The sequence below is a fragment of the Pseudomonas sp. C2.3V genome, from assembly GCF_058536325.1.
The window spans coordinates 4,189,704-4,212,327 of the sequence record NZ_JBZUBN010000001.1 but is presented as its reverse complement, the minus strand read 5'-3'; the positions used below and the strand labels follow the sequence as shown (position 1 = coordinate 4,212,327).

24 protein-coding genes are annotated in these 22,624 nt (G+C 53.9%); 22 read left to right on the top strand and 2 right to left on the bottom strand.

Annotated features, from left to right (window positions below; genetic code table 11):
* Positions 1-547: 547 nt before the first annotated feature.
* The 21 genes from rpmH (at position 548) to glmS (ending at position 20,683) form a co-directional block, all read left to right on the top strand.
* A complete protein-coding gene (rpmH, locus tag AC4LF3_RS19835; protein WP_010796343.1) occupies positions 548-682 on the top strand; it encodes a 50S ribosomal protein L34 in 135 nt (44 codons plus the stop codon).
* 14 nt (positions 683-696) lie between these two features.
* Complete coding sequence (gene rnpA / locus AC4LF3_RS19830) at positions 697-1,104, top strand: ribonuclease P protein component (protein ID WP_150348381.1); 408 nt, start codon at positions 697-699, stop codon at positions 1,102-1,104.
* Positions 1,097-1,333, top strand: coding sequence for a membrane protein insertion efficiency factor YidD (gene yidD / locus AC4LF3_RS19825; protein ID WP_073450114.1), 237 nt, complete (start codon positions 1,097-1,099; stop codon positions 1,331-1,333). The genes rnpA and yidD overlap by 8 nt, the downstream gene beginning before the upstream one ends.
* A gap of 14 nt (positions 1,334-1,347) precedes the next feature.
* Positions 1,348-3,081 (top strand): membrane protein insertase YidC, encoded by a 1,734-nt coding sequence (yidC, locus tag AC4LF3_RS19820; RefSeq protein ID WP_074820931.1) that lies wholly within the window; start codon positions 1,348-1,350, stop codon positions 3,079-3,081.
* A 61-nt stretch (positions 3,082-3,142) separates the two neighbouring features.
* Positions 3,143-4,510, top strand: a complete 1,368-nt coding sequence (gene mnmE, locus AC4LF3_RS19815) for a tRNA uridine-5-carboxymethylaminomethyl(34) synthesis GTPase MnmE (protein WP_491836224.1) — start codon at positions 3,143-3,145, stop codon at positions 4,508-4,510.
* A 439-nt stretch (positions 4,511-4,949) separates the two neighbouring features.
* Positions 4,950-6,842: a tRNA uridine-5-carboxymethylaminomethyl(34) synthesis enzyme MnmG gene (mnmG, locus tag AC4LF3_RS19810; RefSeq protein ID WP_491836223.1), complete on the top strand. Its 1,893-nt coding sequence runs from the start codon at positions 4,950-4,952 to the stop codon at positions 6,840-6,842.
* A complete protein-coding gene (gene rsmG, locus AC4LF3_RS19805) occupies positions 6,842-7,492 on the top strand; it encodes a 16S rRNA (guanine(527)-N(7))-methyltransferase RsmG (protein WP_491836341.1) in 651 nt (216 codons plus the stop codon). The genes mnmG and rsmG overlap by 1 nt, the downstream gene beginning before the upstream one ends.
* A gap of 8 nt (positions 7,493-7,500) precedes the next feature.
* On the top strand, positions 7,501-8,286 hold the full coding sequence (locus AC4LF3_RS19800; RefSeq protein ID WP_010796337.1) for a ParA family protein: 786 nt from the start codon (positions 7,501-7,503) through the stop codon (positions 8,284-8,286).
* A gap of 9 nt (positions 8,287-8,295) precedes the next feature.
* The gene (locus tag AC4LF3_RS19795) at positions 8,296-9,168 is read left to right on the top strand and encodes a ParB/RepB/Spo0J family partition protein (protein WP_010796336.1); all 873 of its coding nucleotides are present in this window, start codon (positions 8,296-8,298) and stop codon (positions 9,166-9,168) included.
* A gap of 144 nt (positions 9,169-9,312) precedes the next feature.
* Positions 9,313-9,717, top strand: coding sequence for a F0F1 ATP synthase subunit I (locus tag AC4LF3_RS19790; protein ID WP_010796335.1), 405 nt, complete (start codon positions 9,313-9,315; stop codon positions 9,715-9,717).
* A gap of 16 nt (positions 9,718-9,733) precedes the next feature.
* The gene (atpB, locus tag AC4LF3_RS19785; protein ID WP_491836222.1) at positions 9,734-10,597 is read left to right on the top strand and encodes a F0F1 ATP synthase subunit A; all 864 of its coding nucleotides are present in this window, start codon (positions 9,734-9,736) and stop codon (positions 10,595-10,597) included.
* A gap of 116 nt (positions 10,598-10,713) precedes the next feature.
* Positions 10,714-10,971 carry a F0F1 ATP synthase subunit C gene (gene atpE / locus AC4LF3_RS19780; protein ID WP_010796333.1) on the top strand — a complete coding sequence of 86 codons (258 nt, stop codon included), beginning with the start codon at positions 10,714-10,716 and terminating at the stop codon, positions 10,969-10,971.
* Between the two features lie 56 nt (positions 10,972-11,027).
* Positions 11,028-11,498, top strand: coding sequence for a F0F1 ATP synthase subunit B (locus AC4LF3_RS19775; protein WP_010796332.1), 471 nt, complete (start codon positions 11,028-11,030; stop codon positions 11,496-11,498).
* An 11-nt stretch (positions 11,499-11,509) separates the two neighbouring features.
* Complete coding sequence (locus AC4LF3_RS19770) at positions 11,510-12,046, top strand: F0F1 ATP synthase subunit delta (protein ID WP_010796331.1); 537 nt, start codon at positions 11,510-11,512, stop codon at positions 12,044-12,046.
* An 18-nt stretch (positions 12,047-12,064) separates the two neighbouring features.
* Positions 12,065-13,609, top strand: a complete 1,545-nt coding sequence (gene atpA / locus AC4LF3_RS19765) for a F0F1 ATP synthase subunit alpha (RefSeq protein WP_010796330.1) — start codon at positions 12,065-12,067, stop codon at positions 13,607-13,609.
* Positions 13,610-13,660: 51 nt separating this feature from the next.
* Positions 13,661-14,521, top strand: a complete 861-nt coding sequence (gene atpG / locus AC4LF3_RS19760) for a F0F1 ATP synthase subunit gamma (protein ID WP_010796329.1) — start codon at positions 13,661-13,663, stop codon at positions 14,519-14,521.
* 32 nt (positions 14,522-14,553) lie between these two features.
* Positions 14,554-15,930 carry a F0F1 ATP synthase subunit beta gene (atpD, locus tag AC4LF3_RS19755; RefSeq protein WP_010796328.1) on the top strand — a complete coding sequence of 459 codons (1,377 nt, stop codon included), beginning with the start codon at positions 14,554-14,556 and terminating at the stop codon, positions 15,928-15,930.
* 39 nt (positions 15,931-15,969) lie between these two features.
* On the top strand, positions 15,970-16,395 hold the full coding sequence (locus AC4LF3_RS19750) for a F0F1 ATP synthase subunit epsilon (RefSeq protein WP_010796327.1): 426 nt from the start codon (positions 15,970-15,972) through the stop codon (positions 16,393-16,395).
* Positions 16,396-16,536: 141 nt separating this feature from the next.
* Positions 16,537-17,898 carry a bifunctional UDP-N-acetylglucosamine diphosphorylase/glucosamine-1-phosphate N-acetyltransferase GlmU gene (glmU, locus tag AC4LF3_RS19745; RefSeq protein WP_434154112.1) on the top strand — a complete coding sequence of 454 codons (1,362 nt, stop codon included), beginning with the start codon at positions 16,537-16,539 and terminating at the stop codon, positions 17,896-17,898.
* A gap of 101 nt (positions 17,899-17,999) precedes the next feature.
* Positions 18,000-18,770 (top strand): DeoR/GlpR family DNA-binding transcription regulator, encoded by a 771-nt coding sequence (locus AC4LF3_RS19740; protein ID WP_010796325.1) that lies wholly within the window; start codon positions 18,000-18,002, stop codon positions 18,768-18,770.
* 77 nt (positions 18,771-18,847) lie between these two features.
* On the top strand, positions 18,848-20,683 hold the full coding sequence (gene glmS, locus AC4LF3_RS19735; protein WP_150348385.1) for a glutamine--fructose-6-phosphate transaminase (isomerizing): 1,836 nt from the start codon (positions 18,848-18,850) through the stop codon (positions 20,681-20,683).
* Positions 20,684-20,718: 35 nt separating this feature from the next.
* Here glmS and AC4LF3_RS19730 read toward each other — a convergent pair whose 3' ends face one another.
* Both AC4LF3_RS19730 and AC4LF3_RS19725 read right to left on the bottom strand, forming a co-directional pair.
* Positions 20,719-20,955, bottom strand: a complete 237-nt coding sequence (locus AC4LF3_RS19730) for a hypothetical protein (protein WP_125888025.1) — start codon at positions 20,953-20,955, stop codon at positions 20,719-20,721.
* A 263-nt stretch (positions 20,956-21,218) separates the two neighbouring features.
* Positions 21,219-21,587 carry an NADH:ubiquinone oxidoreductase gene (locus tag AC4LF3_RS19725; RefSeq protein ID WP_286787341.1) on the bottom strand — a complete coding sequence of 123 codons (369 nt, stop codon included), beginning with the start codon at positions 21,585-21,587 and terminating at the stop codon, positions 21,219-21,221.
* A gap of 55 nt (positions 21,588-21,642) precedes the next feature.
* On the opposite strand from AC4LF3_RS19725, the gene AC4LF3_RS19720 reads away from it, so the two are divergent.
* Positions 21,643-22,611 carry a CobW family GTP-binding protein gene (locus tag AC4LF3_RS19720; protein ID WP_491836221.1) on the top strand — a complete coding sequence of 323 codons (969 nt, stop codon included), beginning with the start codon at positions 21,643-21,645 and terminating at the stop codon, positions 22,609-22,611.
* Positions 22,612-22,624: the final 13 nt, after the last annotated feature.

Genomic DNA, 22,624 nt, shown 5'->3' with positions numbered 1-22,624 from the left:
AGTCACTCCAGAAAGAAAGTCACCCTGTTATTGCCTCTGTATGTAAAGAAGCAACGTGTTCAGGCAAAGGTGAATGCAGCACGACATTGTACCGTCGCCCCTGTCACTTATCCACATCAACCATTCAATCAGTTACATAGAGAGCGAAAAATCAAAAAATCTTTGTTGTGGATAAGCGCAGATCGAAAGCGGTTTGTTTGTAGGGTAACTGCTTGTTGATAACTCAGTTGTGGCTAAGTACCTTAGATATCCACAGCTAGTATCCAGGCGCAGCACAGCAGTTCGACGGCTTTACCGCATAGTTATACAATGACAGACGTGAGCAGGAATGCAGCCCTCACGCTCTTATCCACAGGAAAAGGCTTTTATATACATTAACACTGCATCTATCTTCTTTTTAATTCGTTCTTTTGTTGTTTTTTGCTGAATTTTTATTGACAACCGGTGCTGTATGGAAATTGACCTATTCACTGGCTTTCTCTAGAATCGCCGGTCTATTTAAACGGGGTGATTTCGCCTCGCTTCGTTCACACCTAGGTAAATGACCATGAAACGCACTTTCCAACCCAGTACTCTGAAGCGCGCCCGTACTCACGGTTTCCGTGCTCGTATGGCTACCAAGAATGGCCGTCAGGTTCTATCCCGTCGCCGTGCCAAAGGCCGTAAGCGTCTGGCAGTCTGATAGCCCCGGTACAGGTGGTGAGTCGAGACTTCAGCCGCGAAAAACGGCTTCTGACTTCAAGACAGTTTCAAAATGTCTTCGACTCTCCCACTCTCAAGGTTCCTGGTAATAGTGTTCTTCTGCTTGTACGTCAGAATGGCTTGTCGCATGCCCGCCTTGGGCTGGTGATAGGTAAGAAGAGCGTCAAGCTGTCAGTCGAGCGTAACCGGCTCAAGCGTGTCCTTCGAGATTCCTTTCGTCACCATCAGCACATGCTTGAAGGTCTGGATATCGTTGTGATTGCACGTAAGGGCTTCGGTGATATTGAGAATCCCGACTTGCATCAGCACTTGGGCAAACTCTGGAATCGTCTGGCACGTAAACAGCTACAAAAGACCGATCCTTCCGAACATTCGAAACAGGCAAACGGTTCTTATGCGTAAGCCGGCTCTGCTGCTTATCCGCTTCTACCGTTATGTCATCACACCGATGATGGCATCTCATTGCCGTTTCTATCCCAGTTGTTCAAACCATACGTCCCAAGTGATTGCGCTGTGCAATTTCTTGCACGATGGCTGGATGGCAATGCGCCAATGGCGTCTTTGCCATTTCAGGCTCGCTGATGGATATGATCCGGTACCAGCAGACCCATCCCAAGCACCGACCTCTTAGATGGCCGAGTAATCATGGATATAAAGCGCACGTTTCTCATCGCCGCTCTAGCGATTGTGTCTTACACAGCGGTGTTGCAATGGAATAAGGATTACGGCCAGCCCGAAACGCCTTCTTCAGCACAATCCTCCGCTGCGGCGCTGCCGACTGACACGCCAACAGGCAATACTGCTGCGGCCGATGTTCCAACCGTTGCAGGCGAAAGCTCGACGAACGGAACGGCTCCACAGACTGTAAGTGGCAATGGTCAACCCATCCATGTCCGTACGGATGTCATGGATGTCACGATTGATCCCCGTGGTGGTGACATCGTCAAATTGGGGCTTGTCCAGTATCCTCGTCGCCAGGATCATCCGGATGTACCTTTCACCCTGTTTGATAATGGCAACGAACGTCTGTATCTGGCGCAAAGTGGTTTAACTGGATCCAACGGTCCGGACGCACGTCAGACAGGCCGCCCTGTTTATCAGAGTGCACAGCAGAACTACGTATTGGCAGACGGTCAGGATCAACTGACTGTCGATCTGAACTTTGCTGAAAACGGCGTCAACTATGTCAAGCGCTTTACCTTCCATCGCGGCCTGAAGCTTGATTGCTCGGATACCGAAAAGGCACAGAAGAAAATTTCCTGCATCAACCCCAATGCCTATCAGGTGCAGGTCAGCTATGTCATCGACAACCAGAGCAGCCAGAACTGGAATGGTATTTTCTATGCACAGCTGAAGCGTGACTCCAGTGGTGATCCATCTTCCACAACAGCCACAGGAGTTTCGACTTACCTGGGCGCTGCTGTCGGAACGCCGGAGGAGCAATATCGCAAGGTGTCGATGAAAGATATCGACAAGCAGGCTCTGCAGGAAACGGCCAAGGGCGGTTGGGTCGCCTGGTTGCAGCATTACTTCGTGACGGCTTGGGTGCCCAACAAGGATGAGCAGCACCAGATCCAGGGTCGCAAGGACAGCCAGGGCAATTATCTGGTGGGCTTTACCGGTCCGCAGCTTAGCGTAGCACCGGGTACCCAGGCAGAAACATCGGCAACGCTTTATGCTGGTCCAAAGCTGCAGGAGTATCTGAAGGAGTTGTCCCCAGGTCTTGAATTGACCGTCGACTATGGTTTCCTATGGTTCATTGCTCAGCCGATCTTCTGGCTGCTGCAACATATTCACAGCATCCTTGGAAACTGGGGATGGTCGATCATCGTGTTGACTATCATCATCAAGGCTATTTTCTTCCCGCTTTCTGCAGCCAGCTATCGTTCCATGGCTCGCATGCGTGCAGTTTCTCCGCGTCTTCAGGCGTTGAAGGAACAGTATGGTGATGATCGCCAGAAGATGTCCCAGGCGATGATGGAGCTGTACCGCAAGGAGAAGATCAATCCGCTGGGTGGCTGCCTGCCGATCCTCGTACAGATGCCGGTATTCCTGGCCTTGTACTGGGTTCTGCTGGAGAGCGTGGAAATGCGCCAGTCTCCCTGGATGTTCTGGATCACTGACCTTTCGTCCAAGGATCCTTTCTTCATCCTGCCGATCCTTATGGGCGGTACCATGCTGGTTCAGCAAATGTTGAACCCCACGCCTCCGGACCCCATGCAGGCCAAGATGATGAAGATGATGCCCATTATCTTTACCTTCTTCTTCCTGTGGTTCCCGTCTGGCCTGGTGCTGTACTGGATCGTGAACAACTGCCTGTCGATCGCGCAGCAGTGGTATATCAATCGTCGGATCAATGGCACTGCCAAACCGGCCTGATAGCCTTACGTTTTACACAGCGCCCCTTTCGAGGGGCGTTGTGCATTCTGGAGAATGAAGAATGAATCCAATTCAAGACACCATTGCTGCTATCGCTACAGCCACAGGCCGAGGTGGGGTAGGTATCGTCAGGGTTTCCGGGCCTGCGGTAAGAACCATCGCAGAAACAATCTGTGGTGGCTCTTTAACACCTCGCCATGCTCATTATGGTCCCTTCAAGGATAGCGCTGGTCTTACCCTTGATGAGGGAATCGCCTTGTTCTTCCCAGGACCCCACTCTTTTACAGGCGAGGACGTTCTCGAGCTCCAAGGCCATGGCGGTCCAGTCGTTCTGGATTTACTGCTCAAGGCTGTCATTGCGGTAGGTGCGCGTTCAGCCCGTCCAGGAGAGTTCAGCGAACGTGCCTTTCTCAACGATAAGCTGGACCTTGCCCAGGCAGAAGCTATCGCCGACCTCATCGAGGCGAGTTCCGAGCAAGCTGCCCGTAATGCGCTACGTTCATTACAAGGGGCATTCTCCAAGCGAGTAGAAAGCCTGACGGAACAACTGATCCAGTTGCGGATTTACGTGGAGGCAGCCATCGACTTTCCCGAAGAGGAAATCGACTTCCTGGCGGATGGCCATGTGCTGGGCCTGCTCAACGGTGTGCGCCAGGAACTGGCGCAGGTGGAAAAAGAAGCCGGTCGTGGCGCACTGTTACGCGATGGCATGACGGTAGTGATTGCTGGACGACCCAATGCAGGAAAATCGAGTCTTCTCAACGCGCTGGCAGGCCATGAAGCTGCCATCGTGACGGACATCGCAGGCACGACCCGCGATGTCTTACGCGAGCACATCCATATCGACGGTATGCCATTACATGTCATCGACACGGCAGGATTACGGGACACTACCGATCGGGTTGAGCAGATCGGCGTACAGCGCGCCCTGAGTGCTATTGAGAGCGCCGACCGGATACTGCTGGTGGTAGATTCCACGGCACCCGAGGCTCGGAATCCCGATGCACTTTGGCCAGAGTTTCTGTCACATCGACCTGATCAAAACAAAGTAACAGTCATCCGAAACAAAGCTGATCTTTCGGGTGAACCTATTGCGCTTCAGGAAACCTCAGAAGGTATTCATACCTTAAGCCTTAGTGCAATGACAGGTGAGGGCATCGAGCATCTTCGAGAGCACCTCAAAGCCTGCGTTGGATTTGAACAGACTGCCGAAAGCAGTTTTAGCGCACGCCAACGTCATCTCGAAGCGTTACACACAGCCCGTCATTATCTGGAGCACGGGCACCAGCAACTCGTAGTGAATGGCTCTGGGGAGCTCTTGGCGGAAGACCTGAGAGTGGCGCAGCAGGCATTGGGCGAGATTACAGGAGCGTTCAGTTCCGATGATCTGCTGGGCAGGATCTTCTCCAGCTTTTGCATCGGCAAATAGCCGCGTTTCATCGATTCAGGAAGCCCCGCGGGATTACCCGCTGGGGCTTTTTTTTTGCCTGTTGATAACCCTAGCTGAGGTCTGGGCAGAAGTCAGGGCTTAAGCTGTTCTGAAAAGGTGTTGTTGGTAACCTCCCTAATTATCCACAGCTACTCACGAGCTTTTGATAAGGAGAGTTACAGGTTCTCCTCTGACTTATCATTGGCTGTAATGCCCTGTGGGTAAAGGCAAGCGCATGTTATCCACAGAAAAGAGGCTCACCATACATAATCGCATTAACAATGCTTTTATATATTTCTTCCTTATTATTTCTATTACCTGATGCCACCAAGTCTGCAGTTGATCATTTTTTGTTCAAAAGGACTTCATAGAGAGCAGAGGAGCCCTTATACTTCTGCGCCTTCCCTAATCCCCTAACCAAACAGGCACGAGGTGCGTGGTGGATTTCCCTTCCCGTTTTGACGTCATAGTGGTCGGCGGCGGCCATGCCGGCACCGAAGCTGCACTTGCTGCTGCACGCATGGGTGTCAAAACTTTATTGCTGACCCACAATGTTGAAACATTGGGGCAGATGAGCTGTAACCCGGCTATTGGTGGTATCGGCAAGAGCCATCTAGTCAAGGAGATCGATGCCTTGGGCGGTGCGATGGCTTTGGCTACCGACAAAGCAGGCATCCAGTTCCGGATACTCAATAGCCGTAAAGGCCCTGCGGTGCGTGCAACGCGCGCTCAAGCCGATCGCGTCCTCTACAAGGCTGCAATCCGCTATATGCTGGAAAATCAGCCCAACCTGTGGATATTTCAGCAGGCCTGTGATGACTTGATTGTTGAACAGGATCAGGTCAGAGGCGTCGTTACCCAGATGGGTCTACGTTTCCTTGGGGATAACGTTGTGTTGACCACAGGCACCTTTCTGGGGGGGCTTATCCACATAGGCCTGCAGAATTACTCAGGCGGTCGGGCAGGGGATGCCCCTGCCAATGCATTATCCAAACGGCTTCGTGAGCAGCCACTGCGTGTATCGCGGTTGAAAACCGGTACACCTCCACGCATTGATGGTCGTACAGTGGATTTCTCTGTCATGACGGAGCAGCCTGGGGATAAACCTCTGCCCGTAATGTCATTCATGGGATCAGTGGATGAGCATCCTCAGCAGGTTAGCTGTTGGATAACTCATACCAACAGTCGGACCCATGACATCATCCGCAACAATCTTGATCGCTCGCCGATGTATTCAGGCGTTATCGAAGGGATCGGCCCACGCTACTGTCCATCGATCGAAGACAAGATCCACCGTTTCGCGGACAAGGACAGCCATCAGGTTTTCCTGGAGCCTGAAGGACTGACAACTCACGAGTTGTATCCCAATGGCATTTCCACATCCTTGCCCTTCGATGTTCAGCTGGAGTTGGTGCGGTCGATGCGGGGTATGGAAAATGCCCACATCCTGCGTCCTGGTTATGCCATCGAATATGACTTTTTCGACCCGCGTGATCTGAAATACAGCCTGGAAACCAAGGTCATTGGTGGACTCTTCTTTGCAGGTCAGATCAACGGAACGACAGGATACGAGGAAGCTGGCGCCCAGGGGCTACTGGCAGGTGCCAACGCAGCCTTGCGTGCACAGGGCAAGGACAGCTGGTGTCCACGTCGTGACGAAGCTTACTTGGGTGTATTGGTCGATGATTTGATCACGCTGGGTACGCAGGAACCGTATCGGATGTTTACCTCCCGTGCGGAATATCGACTGATTCTGCGTGAAGACAATGCGGATCTGCGACTGACCGAACAAGGTCGGCAGCTCGGTCTGGTAGACGATGCTCGTTGGGAGGCGTTCTGCCTGAAGCGTGAGCGCATTACCCTTGAGGAGCAGCGCTTGAAGAGTACGTGGGTGCGTCCAGGGACTGTACAAGGTGATGCCATTGCTGAGCGCTTTGGTACACCGCTGACCCATGAGTACAATCTGCAAAGTCTTCTGAGCCGTCCGGAAATCGACTATGTCGGCTTGATGGAGGTAACCGGCGGTGTCATCGAAGACGCGCAGGTTGCCGAGCAGGTAGAGATCAAGACCAAATACGCAGGTTACATCGAGCGTCAGCAGGACGAGATCGAGCGGCTGCGCAGCAGTGAAAGCATTCGTCTACCGGCGGATCTGGATTACACCGCCATATCCGGTTTGTCGAAGGAAATTCAGCACAAGCTGAGCCAGGGCCGCCCGGAAACACTTGGGCAGGCTTCGCGGATTCCCGGTGTAACGCCTGCAGCCATTTCCCTTTTGATGATTCACCTGAAAAAGCGTTCGGCCGGACGCCAGTTGGAGCAGATGGCTTGATGTTGGAAGGAATGATTCGTTACAGCGAGGAGCTTCGCTCAGGAGCTAAATCTCTAGGTGTCGAGCTGTCTGATGAACAGGTTGAGAAATTGCTGGCCTACATGGGCCTGCTGCAAAAGTGGAATAAAGCCTATAACCTGACGGCAGTCCGTGATCCAGATGAAATGGTTTCACGTCACCTGCTTGATAGTTTAAGTGTTGTCCCCCATATCAGGGCTGGTCGATGGCTGGATGTGGGCAGTGGTGGGGGTATGCCGGGAGTCCCGCTAGCCATCCTGTTCCCGGAAAGCGCTTTTACCGTTCTGGACAGCAACGGTAAGAAAACACGCTTTCTCACACAGGCAAAAATTGAGCTCGGCTTGGATAACCTTCAGGTTATCCACAGTCGTGTAGAAGAATTTACGCCTGACTATCGTTTCAACGGGATTGTGTCGCGAGCGTTCAGCTCGCTCGCTGATTTCACAAACTGGACACGACATCTGGGCGATTCATTGACACAATGGTTCGCCATGAAAGGACTGCATCCTGTGGATGAGCTTGCAGCGTTGCCAACGGATTTTAAGGTTGAAGCAGAACACGCCTTGCAGGTTCCAGGTTGCCAAGGGCAGCGGCATCTATTGATACTGCGCCGCATTGTTGAAGAGGGGTAAAGCGGCTCATGGCCAAGGTTTTTGCGATAGCCAACCAGAAAGGCGGGGTGGGGAAAACTACGACCTGCATCAATCTGGCTGCTTCGCTCGTTGCTACCCGACGTCGGGTACTGTTGATCGATCTCGATCCACAAGGCAACGCGACCATGGGAAGCGGTGTGGATAAGCACAATCTGGAACATTCGGTTCTGGATGTGCTGATCGGACAGTGTGATCTCATCGAAGCCATGCAGTTTTCCGAGCATGGTGGTTACCAGTTGCTACCGTCGAACCGTGATGTGACGGCTGCCGAAATTGAGCTTCTGGACATGAGCAAGCGCGAGAGCCGCTTGCGTGAAGCGCTGGCGCCCATACGGGAAAATTACGATTACGTACTGATTGACTGCCCGCCGTCATTGTCGATGCTGACCATCAACGGGCTGGTCGCTTCGGATGGGGTTATCATTCCCATGCAGTGCGAATATTTCGCACTTGAAGGGCTGACTGACCTGATCGGTAGCATCCAGCGCATCGGACAAGCTCTGAATCCAGGCCTGAAGATCGAAGGTGTGCTGCGCACGATGTATGACCCTCGTATCAATCTGGCGAACGACGTAGCGGCCCAGCTCAAGGCGCATTTTGGCGATACGCTGTACGATACGGTTATCCCGCGCAACGTGCGTCTTGCCGAGGCACCCAGTCATGGTATGCCCGCGTTGACTTACGACAAGGCATCAACAGGGGCTGCAGCCTACCTGGCCTTGGCAAACGAACTGGCTCGTCGGCAGCGCAAGGCTGCAAAAGCAATCGCTTAAGGAATACACATGGCTGTCAAGAAAAGGGGACTGGGCCGCGGTCTGGATGCGCTGCTGAGCGGGGCTACGGCTAGCGTACTGCAGGAAGAAGCAGTCAAGGCCGACCAGCGTGAGTTGCAGCATCTGCCGTTGGACATTATCCAGCGCGGCAAGTACCAACCACGCCGTGACATGGACCCGGTCGCGCTCGAAGAGCTTGCCAGGTCGATTCGCGCCCAAGGCTTGATGCAGCCGATCGTGGTACGTCCCATTGCTGACAATCGCTATGAGATCATTGCCGGGGAGCGTCGCTGGCGTGCCAGCCAGCAGGCAGGGCTTGAGCGTATCCCAGCACTAGTCAGAAATATTCCTGACGAAGCCGCCATTGCGATGGCGCTAATCGAGAATATCCAGCGTGAAAACCTAAGTCCGATAGAAGAGGCCATGGCCCTTCAGCGGCTGCAGCAGGAATTTCAGCTGACGCAGCAGCAGGTGGCCGATGCAGTGGGCAAATCACGCGTCAGTGTGGCTAACCTGCTTCGACTGATAGCGTTGCCAGAAGAGATCAAGACCATGCTGGCGCATGGCGATCTGGAAATGGGCCATGCCAGGGCATTGTTGGGCTTGCCAGCCTCAAAACAGGTCGAGGGGGCGCGTCATGTTGTCGCACGTGGATTGACCGTGCGTCAGACAGAAGCCTTAGTAAGGCAGTGGTTGAATAAGAAAGAAGCGGTTGAGCCTCCAGAGAAGGCTGATCCTGATATTATGCGCCTGGAGCAACGGCTGGCTGAGCGTCTGGGGGCTCCCGTACAGATCCGCCATGGGCAGAAGGGAAAGGGGCAGCTGGTGATTCGTTACAGCTCACTTGATGAGCTGCAGGGCGTTCTTGCTCACATTCGCTAATATTCTAATGGTAGCGAATAGTCGTAAAGACTACCGCATGGCTTGAATGGGCGCGTGCAGACTCCTATACTCTGCGCGCTTTACGTCGGCACAAAGTATGCCAAGGCTTAAATAATAAGCCGACGCCAGAGGACTTCGAGCGCGATGGTTGATCGCACGCCCAAACGCCTGCCTTTTCACCGTCAGCCAGCATTTAACCTGCTGCTCGTCCAACTGGCCGTCACGATATGTGCAGCGTTATTTTTGTTTTGCTTCGTTGGTAGGGTCGCTGCTTATTCTGGTTTGATGGGTGGTTTAATCGCCTGGTTGCCTAATACATATTTCTCTTATAAAGCGTTCCGTTATTCGGGCGCCCGAGCTGCTCGCGACATAGTTCGATCATTCTATGCGGGAGAGGCAGGAAAACTAATTTTGACGGCACTGCTTTTTACAGTGGCGTTTGCGGGGATAAAGCCACTCATGCCACTGGCGTTGTTTGGTGTCTATCTATTGACGCTTTTTGTCAATGGATGCGCTCCCCTACTTGTCAAACGATCTTCTAGACCTTAAAGCGTTCGAGGCAAACATGGCAGCAGAATCCGCTTCGGGTTACATCCAGCACCACTTGCAGAATCTGACCTATGGTCTGCATCCGGCAAATGGTTGGAGTTTCGCCCACACCCCTCAAGAAGCGAAAGAAATGGGCTTTTGGGCCTTCCACCTGGATACTCTGGGTTGGTCGGTCGTTCTAGGCCTGATTTTTATTTGCATTTTCCGTGCCGTAGCGGTCAAGGCCACCAGTGGCCAGCCCGGTAAATTGCAAAATTTCGTCGAAGTCATTATCGAGTTCGTCGACAGCAGTGTCCGTGACACCTTCCATGGCCGTAATCCGCTGATCGCGCCTCTGGCACTGACGATTTTCGTCTGGATCTTCCTGATGAACCTCATGGACTTGGTGCCGGTTGACTGGTTGCCGTCCCTGGCTGGCCTGATAGGTGGTGAGCACACATATTTCCGTGTGGTTCCGACTACCGACCCGAATGCCACTATTGGTATGGCCTTGTCCGTATTTGCCCTGTTGATCTTCTATAGCATCAAGGTAAAAGGAGTTGGTGGTTTCCTGGGCGAGCTGACTCTGCATCCGTTCCATAGCAAGAACATGCTGGTTCAGATCATCCTGATTCCGATCAACTTCCTGCTCGAGTTCGTAACGCTGGTGGCGCGTCCCGTTTCCTTGGCCTTGCGACTCTTCGGCAACATGTATGCCGGTGAGCTGATCTTTATCCTGATCGCCATGATGTTCGCCAACGGTCTGGCGCTGGGTGGTCTAGGTATTGTCCTGCAGTGGGCGTGGGCGGTCTTCCACATCCTGATCATTACCTTGCAGGCCTTCATCTTCATGATGCTGACCATCGTCTATATGTCGATGGCGCATGAAGAAAGTCATTAAGAGCTAGAGCACTTGATGATCCTCTCCGAAAGGGGAGGATGCCCGCGAGGGCAATGGGGAATAACAATTTTTTTGCTTCAACCTTAACCAAGACGACTTAAAAGTCGGGAGGAAAAATGGAAACTGTAGTTGGACTGACCGCTATCGCCGTAGCACTGCTGATTGGTCTGGGCGCACTGGGTACTGCCATTGGCTTCGGCCTGTTGGGCGGCAAGTTCCTGGAAGGCGCTGCCCGTCAGCCGGAACTTGTTCCGATGCTGCAGGTGAAAATGTTCATCGTAGCGGGTCTGCTCGACGCCGTAACCATGATCGGTGTTGGTATCGCCCTGTTCTTCACCTTCGCTAACCCCTTCGTTGGTCAGATCGCTGGTTAATCATCCGAATCGATGATTCGTATGATTGACAGACAACGAACGAGCGAGGTGTTGGCGTGAACATTAATGCAACCCTGATTGGCCAGTCCGTTGCCTTCTTTATCTTCGTGCTGTTCTGCATGAAGTTCGTGTGGCCTCCGGTCATCGCGGCTTTGCGTGAGCGTGAAAAGAAGATTGCTGACGGCCTGGACGCTGCCAACCGCGCGGCTCGTGACCTGGAATTGGCTCAGGAACAAGCCACCCAGAAACTGAGCGAAGCGAAAGGTCAGGCAGCTGAAATCATCGAGCAAGCTAACAAGCGTGCTACCCAGATCATCGAAGAAGCGCAGGTCAAGGCCCGTGCTGAAGGCGATCGTCTGAAAGAGCAGGCTCAGGCTGAAATCGACCGGGAAATCAATAGCGCCAAGGAAGCTCTGCGTGCACAGGTTGGCCTTCTGGCTGTCGCTGGTGCAGAGAAGATCCTGGGCAAAACGATTGATCCCCAAGCCCACGCACAGTTGGTCGACCGACTGGCTGCGGAAATCTAAGCGAGGCCATCATGGCAGAACTGAACACGCTGGCCCGGCCATATGCCAAGGCAGCTTTCGAGTTCGCACAGTCTCAGCAGAATCTGGCCAAATGGTCCGAGGAGCTGAGACTGCTCGCCGCGGTAACTCTGGATGGGACCGTGCGCCAGCTGCTTCAGCAACCGCAGTTGACCGCGGACGCCAAGGCCAAGCTGCTCATTGACGTGTGCGGCGATCAGCTGGATGTGCAGGCCCAGAACTTTGTTCGGACCGTGGCAGAAAACAACCGGATCGACCTGATGCCGACCATTGCTGAACTCTACGAAGAGTTCAAGGCCGAGCAGGAAAGATCCATCGAGGCGGAAGTCACCAGTGCTTTCGCTTTGAGCGACGAACAGCAAGACAAACTCGCCAAGGCTCTCAGCGCAAGGCTCGGTCGCGATGTGCGACTTCATGCATCCGAGGATGCAAGCCTGATCGGTGGTGTGGTAATTCGCGCCGGCGACTTGGTAATCGATGGCTCCGTTCGCGGCAAGCTCGCGCAACTGGCCGAAGCGTTGAAACCTTGAGTTTGAAGGGGCAGTAGCATGCAGCAACTCAATCCTTCCGAAATTAGTGAAATCATCAAGAGCCGCATCGAGAAACTCGATGTCTCTTCGCAACCGCGCAACGAAGGTACTATCGTCAGTGTTTCTGACGGTATCGTGCGCATCTTTGGTCTGGCCGACGTTATGTACGGGGAAATGATTGAGTTCCCGGGCGGCGTCTACGGCATGGCACTGAACCTGGAGCAGGATTCCGTAGGTGCCGTGGTTCTGGGTAATTACCTGGGCCTGGCTGAAGGCATGAGTGCCAAGTGCACCGGCCGTATCCTTGAAGTACCGGTTGGTCCGGAGCTTCTGGGTCGCGTTGTTGATGCCCTGGGTAATCCGATCGATGGCAAAGGCCCGATCAACGCCAAAGAAACCGACGCGGTTGAAAAAGTCGCTCCGGGCGTAATCTGGCGTAAGTCGGTAGACCAGCCTGTACAGACTGGTTACAAGGCTGTTGACGCCATGATCCCCGTTGGCCGTGGCCAGCGTGAGCTGATCATCGGTGACCGTCAGGTAGGTAAAACTGCCATGGCGGTGGATGCGATCATCAACCAGCGCAACAGTGGCATTCGTTGCGTCTATGTTGCTATCGGTCAGAAGCAGTCGACCATTGCCAACGTCGTACGCAAGCTGGAAGAGCACGGCGCACTGCAGAACACCATCGTGGTAGCTGCCAGTGCCTCTGAGTCCGCAGCCCTGCAGTTCCTGGCTCCCTATGCCGGCTGCACCATGGGTGAATACTTCCGTGACCGCGGTGAAGATGCACTGATCGTTTATGACGATCTGTCCAAGCAGGCTGTGGCTTACCGCCAGATTTCCCTGCTGCTGCGTCGTCCGCCGGGCCGTGAAGCTTACCCAGGCGACGTGTTCTATCTACACAGCCGTTTGCTGGAGCGTGCTTCTCGCGTATCCGAGGAGTACGTAGAACAGTTCACCAAGGGCGCCGTTACCGGTAAGACAGGTTCCTTGACTGCTCTGCCGCTGATCGAGACTCAGGCAGGTGACGTTTCCGCGTTCGTTCCGACCAACGTAATTTCGATTACCGACGGCCAGATCTTCCTGGAAACCAGTCTGTTCAACTCGGGTATTCGTCCTGCGGTTAACGCGGGTATTTCCGTATCCCGTGTGGGTGGTGCCGCTCAGACCAAGATTATCAAGAAGCTGTCCGGTGGTATCCGTACCGCACTGGCTCAGTACCGTGAACTGGCAGCATTTGCCCAGTTTGCTTCTGACCTGGACGAAGCAACACGTAAGCAGCTTGAGCATGGTCAGCGTGTTACCGAGCTGATGAAGCAGAAGCAGTATGCACCGATGTCCATCGCCGAGATGGCTCTGTCGCTGTACGCCGCCGAGCGTGGCTTCCTGTCGGATATCCCGCTGGACAAGATTGGCAGCTTCGAGCAGGCCCTGATTTCGTACTTCAACCGTGATCACGCCGCACTGATGGCCAAGATCAACGAGAAGGGCGACTTCAACGACGAAATCGATTCTGGCATCAAGGCCGGTCTCGAGAAGTTCAAGGCCACTCAAACCTGGTAAGCCCAGGCGGGAGCGTCAAGCGCTCCCGCTTGCTAACCCGATAGGTGTTACATGGCAGGCGCAAAAGAGATTCGCGGCAAAATCGCGAGCATCAAAAGCACACAGAAGATCACCAGCGCCATGGAAAAGGTAGCTGTCAGCAAGATGCGCAAAGCTCAGACGCGCATGGCTGCCAGCAAGCCTTACGCTGAGCGTATTCGTGCTGTGATCGGCCACTTGGCCAATGCGAACCCGGAATATCGCCATCCGTTTATGGTGGAGCGTCCGGTAAAGCGCGTGGGCTATATCGTGGTCAGCTCCGACCGTGGTCTGGCGGGCGGCTTGAACATCAACCTGTTCAAGACGCTGATTCGCGACATGGCAGAGCAACGCGATCGCAATGCTGAAGTCGATCTCGGTGTGATTGGCAGCAAGGGGGCGTCCTTCTTCCGCAGCTACGGCGGTAATGTAGTCGCAGCCATCAGCCATTTGGGTGAAGAGCCTTCGATCAACGACCTGATCGGTAGTATCAAGGTCATGCTCGACGCTTACCTGAATGGCCGTATTGATCGCCTGTACGTAGTGTCCAACAAGTTCGTCAACACCATGGTCCAGAAGCCGACAATCGAGCAGCTGGTTCCGTTAGTGGCTGAGCAGAACACCAGCCTGCAAAAGCATTGGGACTACCTCTACGAACCAGATGCCAAGACGTTGCTGGACGGCCTCTTGGTGCGTTACGTGGAATCCCAGGTGTATCAGGCAGTTGTAGAAAACAGCGCTTGTGAACAAGCGGCGCGGATGATCGCGATGAAGAACGCTACGGATAACGCGGGCGAGATCATCAGCGAACTGCAGCTGATCTACAACAAGGCACGCCAGGCAGCGATTACGCAGGAAATTTCGGAAATCGTCGGCGGCGCCGCTGCGGTTTGACGGACTGGTTCTAATTCTTCGAGGAACGCGAAATGAGTAGCGGACGTATCGTACAAATCATCGGCGCCGTAATCGACGTGGAATTCCCACGCGATTCCGTACCGAAAGTTTATGACGCTCTGAAAGTGCAGGGCGTGGAAACTACGCTGGAAGTTCAGCAGCAGCTGGGCGACGGCATTGTTCGTTCCATCGCGATGGGCTCTACCGAGGGTCTGAAGCGTGGTCTGGACGTTAACAACACTGGTGAAGCGATCAAGGTACCGGTAGGCGTGAAGACGCTGGGCCGTATCATGGACGTTCTGGGTAACCCGATCGACGAGGCGGGCCCCATCGGTGAAGAAGAGCGTTGGGAAATCCACCGCAAGGCACCGTCCTATGCTGATCAGTCCGGTAGCAACGAGCTGCTGGAAACAGGCATCAAGGTTATTGACCTGGTTTGCCCGTTCGCGAAGGGTGGTAAGGTTGGTCTGTTCGGTGGTGCCGGTGTAGGCAAGACCGTTAACATGATGGAACTGATCCGTAACATCGCCATCGAGCACAGCGGTTATTCTGTGTTCGCAGGCGTGGGTGAGCGTACTCGTGAGGGTAACGACTTCTACCACGAGATGAAGGATTCCAACGTTCTGGACAAGGTAGCCCTGGTTTACGGTCAGATGAACGAGCCGCCGGGCAACCGTCTGCGCGTGGCCCTGACTGGCCTGACCATGGCCGAAAAGTTCCGTGACGAAGGACGTGACGTGCTGTTGTTCATCGACAACATCTACCGTTACACCCTGGCCGGTACGGAAGTATCCGCTCTGCTGGGCCGTATGCCTTCCGCAGTAGGTTATCAGCCGACGCTGGCTGAGGAGATGGGCGTTCTTCAGGAGCGTATTACCTCCACCAGAACCGGTTCGATTACATCCATCCAGGCCGTATACGTACCTGCGGATGACTTGACTGACCCGTCCCCTGCGACCACGTTCGCTCACCTGGACGCAACCGTCGTACTGTCCCGTGACATCGCTTCCCTGGGTATCTACCCAGCTGTGGATCCGCTGGACTCTACTTCTCGCCAGCTTGATCCGCTGGTGATCGGTCAGGAGCACTATGACGTTGCTCGCGGCGTTCAGTATGTTCTGCAGCGCTACAAGGAGCTGAAGGACATCATTGCGATTCTGGGTATGGACGAACTGTCCGAAGCGGACAAGCAGTTGGTATCCCGTGCTCGTAAGATCCAGCGCTTCCTGTCCCAGCCGTTCTTCGTTGCAGAAGTATTTACCGGTGCGCCAGGTAAATACGTTTCGCTCAAGGACACCATTGCTGGTTTCGGCGGCATTCTGAAAGGTGACTACGACCATTTGCCTGAGCAGGCATTCTACATGGTTGGCAGCATCGACGAAGCTATCGAAAAAGCGAAGAAACTGTAATCCGTGCGCCCGGAAACGGGCGCCTTACGAGGCATGCATATGGCCAAGACAGTCCAATGCGATATCGTCAGCGCGGAAGGAGCCATCTTCTCCGGAGCGGTGGAGATGGTGATCGCCCACGGTAACCTGGGGGATCTGGGTATTTCTCCCGGCCATGCTCCGCTGTTGACTGATCTCATGCCTGGCCCGATTCGCCTGATCAAGCAGGGCGGCGAGGAAGAGGTGTTTTATATCTCTGGTGGTTTCCTCGAAGTCCAGCCGAATGTCGTCGAAGTGTTGGCAGATATTGCCAGCCGGGCGAGCGATCTTGATGAAGCGGCTGCTCAGGAAGCCATGAAGCTGGCTGAGAAGACGCTGAGCGAGAAAGGCTCGAACTTCGATTACAGCGCTGCCTCTGCACAGTTGGCTGAAGCCGCAGCTCAGCTGCGTACCATTCAGCAGCTACGCAACAAGGCCAAGCGCTGAAGCAATACGCTTCGGGTATATGAAAGGGGTAGCTTCGGCTACCCCTTTTCATTTCTGGCCGTGAGCACTTGCTGAGCCCGTTTCTCTTCTGAGACTCTTTATCCGTGTCTAACGGCTTAACGGCCCTATCGAGGCGTAAACATGTCCCTTGAAATTGTCATTCTTGCTGCGGGGCAAGGCACCCGTATGCGCTCCGCTCTGCCCAAGGTTCTTCATCCGATTGCCGGGAAGGCCATGCTGGGACACGTGATCGATCGCGCCCGCGAACTGACTCCGCAAAGGATCCATGTAGTGATCGGCCATGGAGCCGAAACCGTCAAGCAGCGTCTGGCAGCAGATGACCTCAACTTCGTCGTCCAGCAGGAGCAGTTGGGTACAGGCCATGCTGTCGCCCAGGCGCTTCCCCATCTGTCGGCGGAGCGGGTACTGATCCTATATGGCGATGTTCCGCTGATTGAGAAGTCTACGCTTGAGCGTCTGCTAGAGCAGGTTAGCGCTCAGCAGCTGGCATTGTTGACTGTAGAACTGGCAGATCCCACGGGTTATGGACGTATCCTTCGGGATAACCGCGGTGAGGTGTATGCAATTGTTGAGCATAAGGATGCCGATGCAACGCAGAAGGCAATCCGCGAAGGTAATACCGGTATTCTGGCCGTTCCGGGCGAGCGATTGGGAGAGTGGCTCGGTAGACTTTCCAACAGCAATGCACAAGGGGAGTATTACCTGACGGATGTCATCGCAATGGCCGTATCCGATGGCTTGCGCGTTGCAACGGCTGAGCCAGACGATGCCATGGAGGTTCAGGGAGCCAATGACAGAAAGCAGTTGGCTGATCTTGAGCGACACTATCAATGGCGCGCTGCGCAAGCGCTCATGACGCAAGGTGTAACACTACTGGATCCGACACGCTTTGATCTGCGTGGGCAGGTCCAGACTGGCCGTGATGTCACTATTGATATCAATGTTATTCTGAGTGGCACGGTGGTTATCGAAGACAACGTCGAAATTGGGCCCAACTGTGTTATCCACAACAGCACGTTGAAACGCGGGGCGGTTATCAAGGCCAACAGTCATCTGGATGGCGCAGTAGTGGGTGAGGGTGCCGATGTAGGTCCCTTTGCTCGGCTACGTCCCGGTTCTGTTCTGGAAGCCAGAGTTCATGTGGGCAATTTCGTCGAGTTGAAAAACGCTCATCTTAATGAAGGCAGCAAGGCGGGGCATCTGTCTTATCTGGGTGATGCTGTCCTAGGAAAGAACTGTAACGTAGGCGCCGGCACCATTACCTGCAACTATGATGGTGCCAACAAGTATAGAACCGAGATTGGCGATGACGTCTTCATTGGCTCCAACAGTTCGTTGGTAGCACCAGTCACGTTAGGCGATGGAGCAACCACGGCTGCAGGTTCTACCATTACGGAAAACGTGCCTGCACAGACGCTGGCACTGGGTAGGGCAAGACAGGTTAACAAGCCTGATTGGCAACGTCCTATCAAGAAGAAGTAACCCAAAAGGCTGTGAAATACTCACAGCCTTTTTCATTCTGGGTTGACTTTTTTTCCGTTAAGGGTTTTGATTCGAAGTATATAAATTTCGAATCGAAACTTATGGCCAAGCGCAACACTCCACAACGTCGCCACGACATCCTTGCCCGTTTGAATGAACAGGGTGAGGTGACAGTTGATGAGTTGACCAAACTGTTTGCCACCTCAGAAGTTACGATTCGAAAGGATTTGGCTGCGCTCGAAAAGAATGGTCTCTTACTACGCCGATACGGTGGCGCCGTTTCGATTCCCCATGAGCTTCTGAGCGATCTTGCTCAAGCGCCATCACCGTATAAGCAGGCCATTGCACGGGCTGCCTCTTCACGTATCCGCGAACATGCCCGGGTCATTATTGATAGTGGCAGCACGACCGCTGCGCTTATTCCCGAATTGGAAAACAAAGCAGGTCTGGTTGTGATGACCAACTCGCTTCATATCGCCAATGCCTTGCGTGAACTTGAGCATGAGCCGGTTTTGTTAATGACTGGCGGGACCTGGGACCCTCATTCGGAATCCTTTCAAGGGCAAGTGGCTGAGCAGGTCTTGCGCTCTTACGACTTCGATCAGCTATTCATTGGTGCTGATGGATTGGATCTTGAACGGGGCACGACAACGTTCAATGAATTATTGGGCTTGTCACGTGTAATGGCTGAAGTGGCCCGAGAAGTCATCGTTATGGCAGAAGGGGACAAGGTTGGTCGACGTATTCCCAACCTGGAACTGCCCTGGTCGAACATTCACACGCTTGTGACTGATGGGCGTTTCCCTGATGAAGCCAGACACCAATTGGAACAACGGGGCATTACTGTCATTTGTGTGGCTGTGGATAAATGATCTCCATCAAATATCCACAGCCACTCTTTAAAATTTGAACAAAGCATTCATATGCATCGCTTGTTTAGGAGTTTTCCATGTGTGGCATCGTAGGCGCCATTGCTGAGCGTAATATCACCGCTATCCTCGTTGAAGGGCTCAAGCGCCTTGAATACCGTGGGTATGACAGCGCAGGTCTTGCCGTACTGACGGCGCAGCAGACCCTTGAGCGCATTCGTCGCCCCGGCAAGGTCAGCGAGCTGGCTAGCGCGCTTAAGAGTGAAGGCCTGACAGGTCGCCTCGGTATTGCCCATACCCGCTGGGCCACGCATGGTGCGCCAACTGAAGCGAATGCCCATCCTCATTTCTCCCATGGTCAGATTGCAGTGGTCCACAATGGGATCATTGAAAACCATGAACCCCTGCGCGAGTGGTTAAAGGGGCTCGGTTATGTCTTTACCTCCCAGACCGATACCGAAGTCATCGTTCATCTTCTGCATCACAAGCTGAAGGAAACCGGTGATATCACGCATGCGCTGAAGGCAGCGGTGAAAGAGCTGCATGGTGCTTACGGTGTAGCGGTCATGAATATCGATCAGCCTGATCGTCTGGTCGCTGCCAGAAGCGGCAGCCCCCTGGTGATCGGCCTGGGTATTGGAGAAAACTACCTGGCGTCGGACCAGTTGGCGCTCCGGCAGGTAACGGATCGCTTTATCTACTTGGAAGAAGGCGACATTGCAGAGATTCGTCTGAATGGCGTCTCGCTGTGGTCGGTGGACGGTGAACCGGTAACACGTGAAGTTGTTCAGTTTACCGAAGGGGCCGAAGCCGCTGACAAAGGTTCGTTCCGCCACTTCATGCTCAAAGAGATTCATGAGCAGCCTGCTGTGGTTCAACGCACCCTGGAAGGGCGGTTGGGTCTTGATCATGTGGTGACCGAGGCATTCGGTCCTCAGGCAACAGACCTGTTTGGGCGTGTCAGGAATATTCAGATCGTTGCCTGCGGCACAAGTTTTCATGCCGGTATGGTGGCGCGCTATTGGCTGGAAGGGCTTACGGGTATCCCTTGCCAAGTCGAAGTGGCAAGTGAGTTCCGCTATCGGCGTGTAGCGGTACAGGCTGACACGCTGTTTGTGACCATTTCCCAATCAGGGGAGACAGCGGATACCTTGGCTGCGCTTAGAAATGCCAAGCCGCTGGGCTATTTGGGCAGTCTTGCAATTTGTAACGTCGCGACCAGCTCGCTGGTACGTGAGTCGGACCTGACCTTACTGACACAGGCTGGCCCTGAGATCGGGGTTGCTTCTACCAAGGCGTTCACGACTCAGCTGGTTGCGCTGCTGCTGCTTACGCTGTCGTTAGGCCGTGTTCAAAACCGTCTTGAGGCTGGCGTTGAGGCTGAATTGGTGGAAGAGCTTCGCCGTTTACCCGCGCGTCTTGATGAAGCGCTTGCCATGGATAAGCGCGTAGAGAAGATTTCCGAGCTATTTGCAGAGAAGCACCATACTTTGTTCCTCGGCCGTGGAGCTCAATATCCGGTGGCAATGGAAGGCGCGCTCAAGCTCAAGGAGATTTCCTATATTCATGCCGAGGCTTATCCGGCGGGTGAGCTCAAGCACGGCCCGCTGGCGCTGGTGGACACCGACATGCCTGTGGTTACGGTAGCGCCCAATAATGAGTTGTTGGAAAAGCTGAAATCCAACCTTCAGGAAGTACGCGCTCGAGGCGGTCAGCTGGTTGTCTTCGCGGATGCAGAAGCTGGTCTTACCAACGGGGAAGGCACCCACCTGATCGGGATGCCCAGCATTCATGATGTGCTGGCGCCAATCCTCTATACCATACCGCTGCAATTGCTGTCTTATCACGTCGCTATATTGAAAGGGACTGATGTAGATCAGCCTCGCAATCTAGCCAAGTCGGTAACGGTTGAATAATGTATTCAGCAAAGCCCCGTTAAACGGGGCTTTTTTTATGGGTTGGACGTGCAGCCACCAATACGGCCGCATAAAAGTGTTTGTCGACCTGCAGACGAGCTGGAGACGCGTCCACGTGAAGTCCAACCAATGGCCCGTGTAAAGCCGGACCAGATCTCGCCATCCGAGGCGTAACCCATCAAGAAACTGATTCGACCATAGTGTGCCTGGGTTTGCGTCCAGGTGCGCTGGGTTGCAGCATCGTATCCTTGGATAAAAATATGTTTATCCACAACCGATACATGATAGTGACTGCCTGCAAGGTCTTCGCAGCTGACTATTTGCCCCGTACTCATACAATTCACAGGTAAGCCATCGGCAAATGCAAAAGATGAGCACAGCAAGGAAGGGGCAAGTAGTAGAGACCAGGCTGGTGGTCTTTTCATAAGATAGAAAACCATCAAACAGATTAGGTTGTTATCTTATAACCTATTTGCCTTGTGCCAGTAGCCTTTGCCATCAGTAGGATGATCCATAGAGGCATCAGAGCCTGTCATCATTCAGTCCGCTTGGATGTGTCCAACCACGTGCCCTGGCTCTGCTGTTCACAGAACGGCTTCAAGAAGCGTGCATCCGTAGCAATACCGTAATAATGGATGTCCTGTCTGTACGGCATGCCTTGTACCTGGGCGTTCTGGCAGATACCGAATCCGCCGGTAGGGCATTGTTCAACAAAGGTAACCTCAACGTTCTGTTCTGCCAGTTGAGGCTTACAAAACCCATCATGAAATAGATTCGCTGGAATCGAGCGATTCTGCTGGCAGACTTTCACATCGACGCCTTTACCCTTGCTGTGGACCAGGCACGCTTCGGCCTGCACATAGAGCGGAGCGAGGAAGGCTAGGCAGGCAAATAGGCGATACATAGAGGTAACCGGCTTAAATCGGCGACTCTACCACTGACCGAATCGAGACATAAACATGCTCAAGCATATATCTACCCACGTGATAACAGGACCTTTGGGGGCAGGCAAGACCAGCCTCATCCGGCATTTGCTGACGCAGCGTCCTCAACACGAGCGGTGGGCAGTACTGGTTAACGAGTTCGGTCAGATAGGGCTTGATGCTGCGTTGTTGCATACCACGGATGCCGGTATCTCATTGACTGAATTGCCGGGAGGATGCCTGTGCTGCGTCAACGGTGCGCCATTGCAGGTAGCCCTGGTGCAGTTGTTGCGCAGGGCTCAGCCCCAGCGCCTTTTCATTGAGCCGTCAGGGCTGGGGCATCCGGCTACATTGCTCAAGCAGCTCGCCGAAGGTACCTGGCAGGGCGTACTGGCGATTCAACCGGCAGTCATGGTGGTTGATGCTCACCGCTTGGCGAGCGGGGAACAGCTGCCTGATGCTCAACGTGAGGCGTTACCCGGGGTTGGGCTGTTGGTACTCAACAAGTCTGAGTTGTTGAATGACAGAAGCCGACAGGCGCTTCTAGCCTCCTTGCCCGACATCCAGTGGCAATGGACCCAGCAGGGAAGGCTGCCTTTTAATCTTTTGCCCGGAAGCGCTTGTATAGCTGGCCAACGTGCTCCCGATTCACTCCCAGTGCCTCCCCCTGGTCAGCAGGGACCATTACCTTCGCTGCTGTTACCTGGACAGCCCTTAAGGCAAATTCATGAGGCTGAAGGGCGCTTCGCCATAGGGTGGCGGTTTCACCATAGCAGCCAATTCAACCGCCAAGCAGTTCAGACATGGCTGGGCGCATTACCTGCACTGCTCAGGGCAAAAGCCATTCTGCATGCAGATGGGCAGTGGTGGAGCTTCAATCAAGCCAGTGGACAAGGTGAATGGCGGATCAGTGAGTGGCGCAAGGATAGCCGGATAGAATTGATCTTCGAAACGGTCGTAGATGCGGCCGCCCTAGAGTCAGATTTGATGAATTACATGCAATAGGAATCCTGTTGTC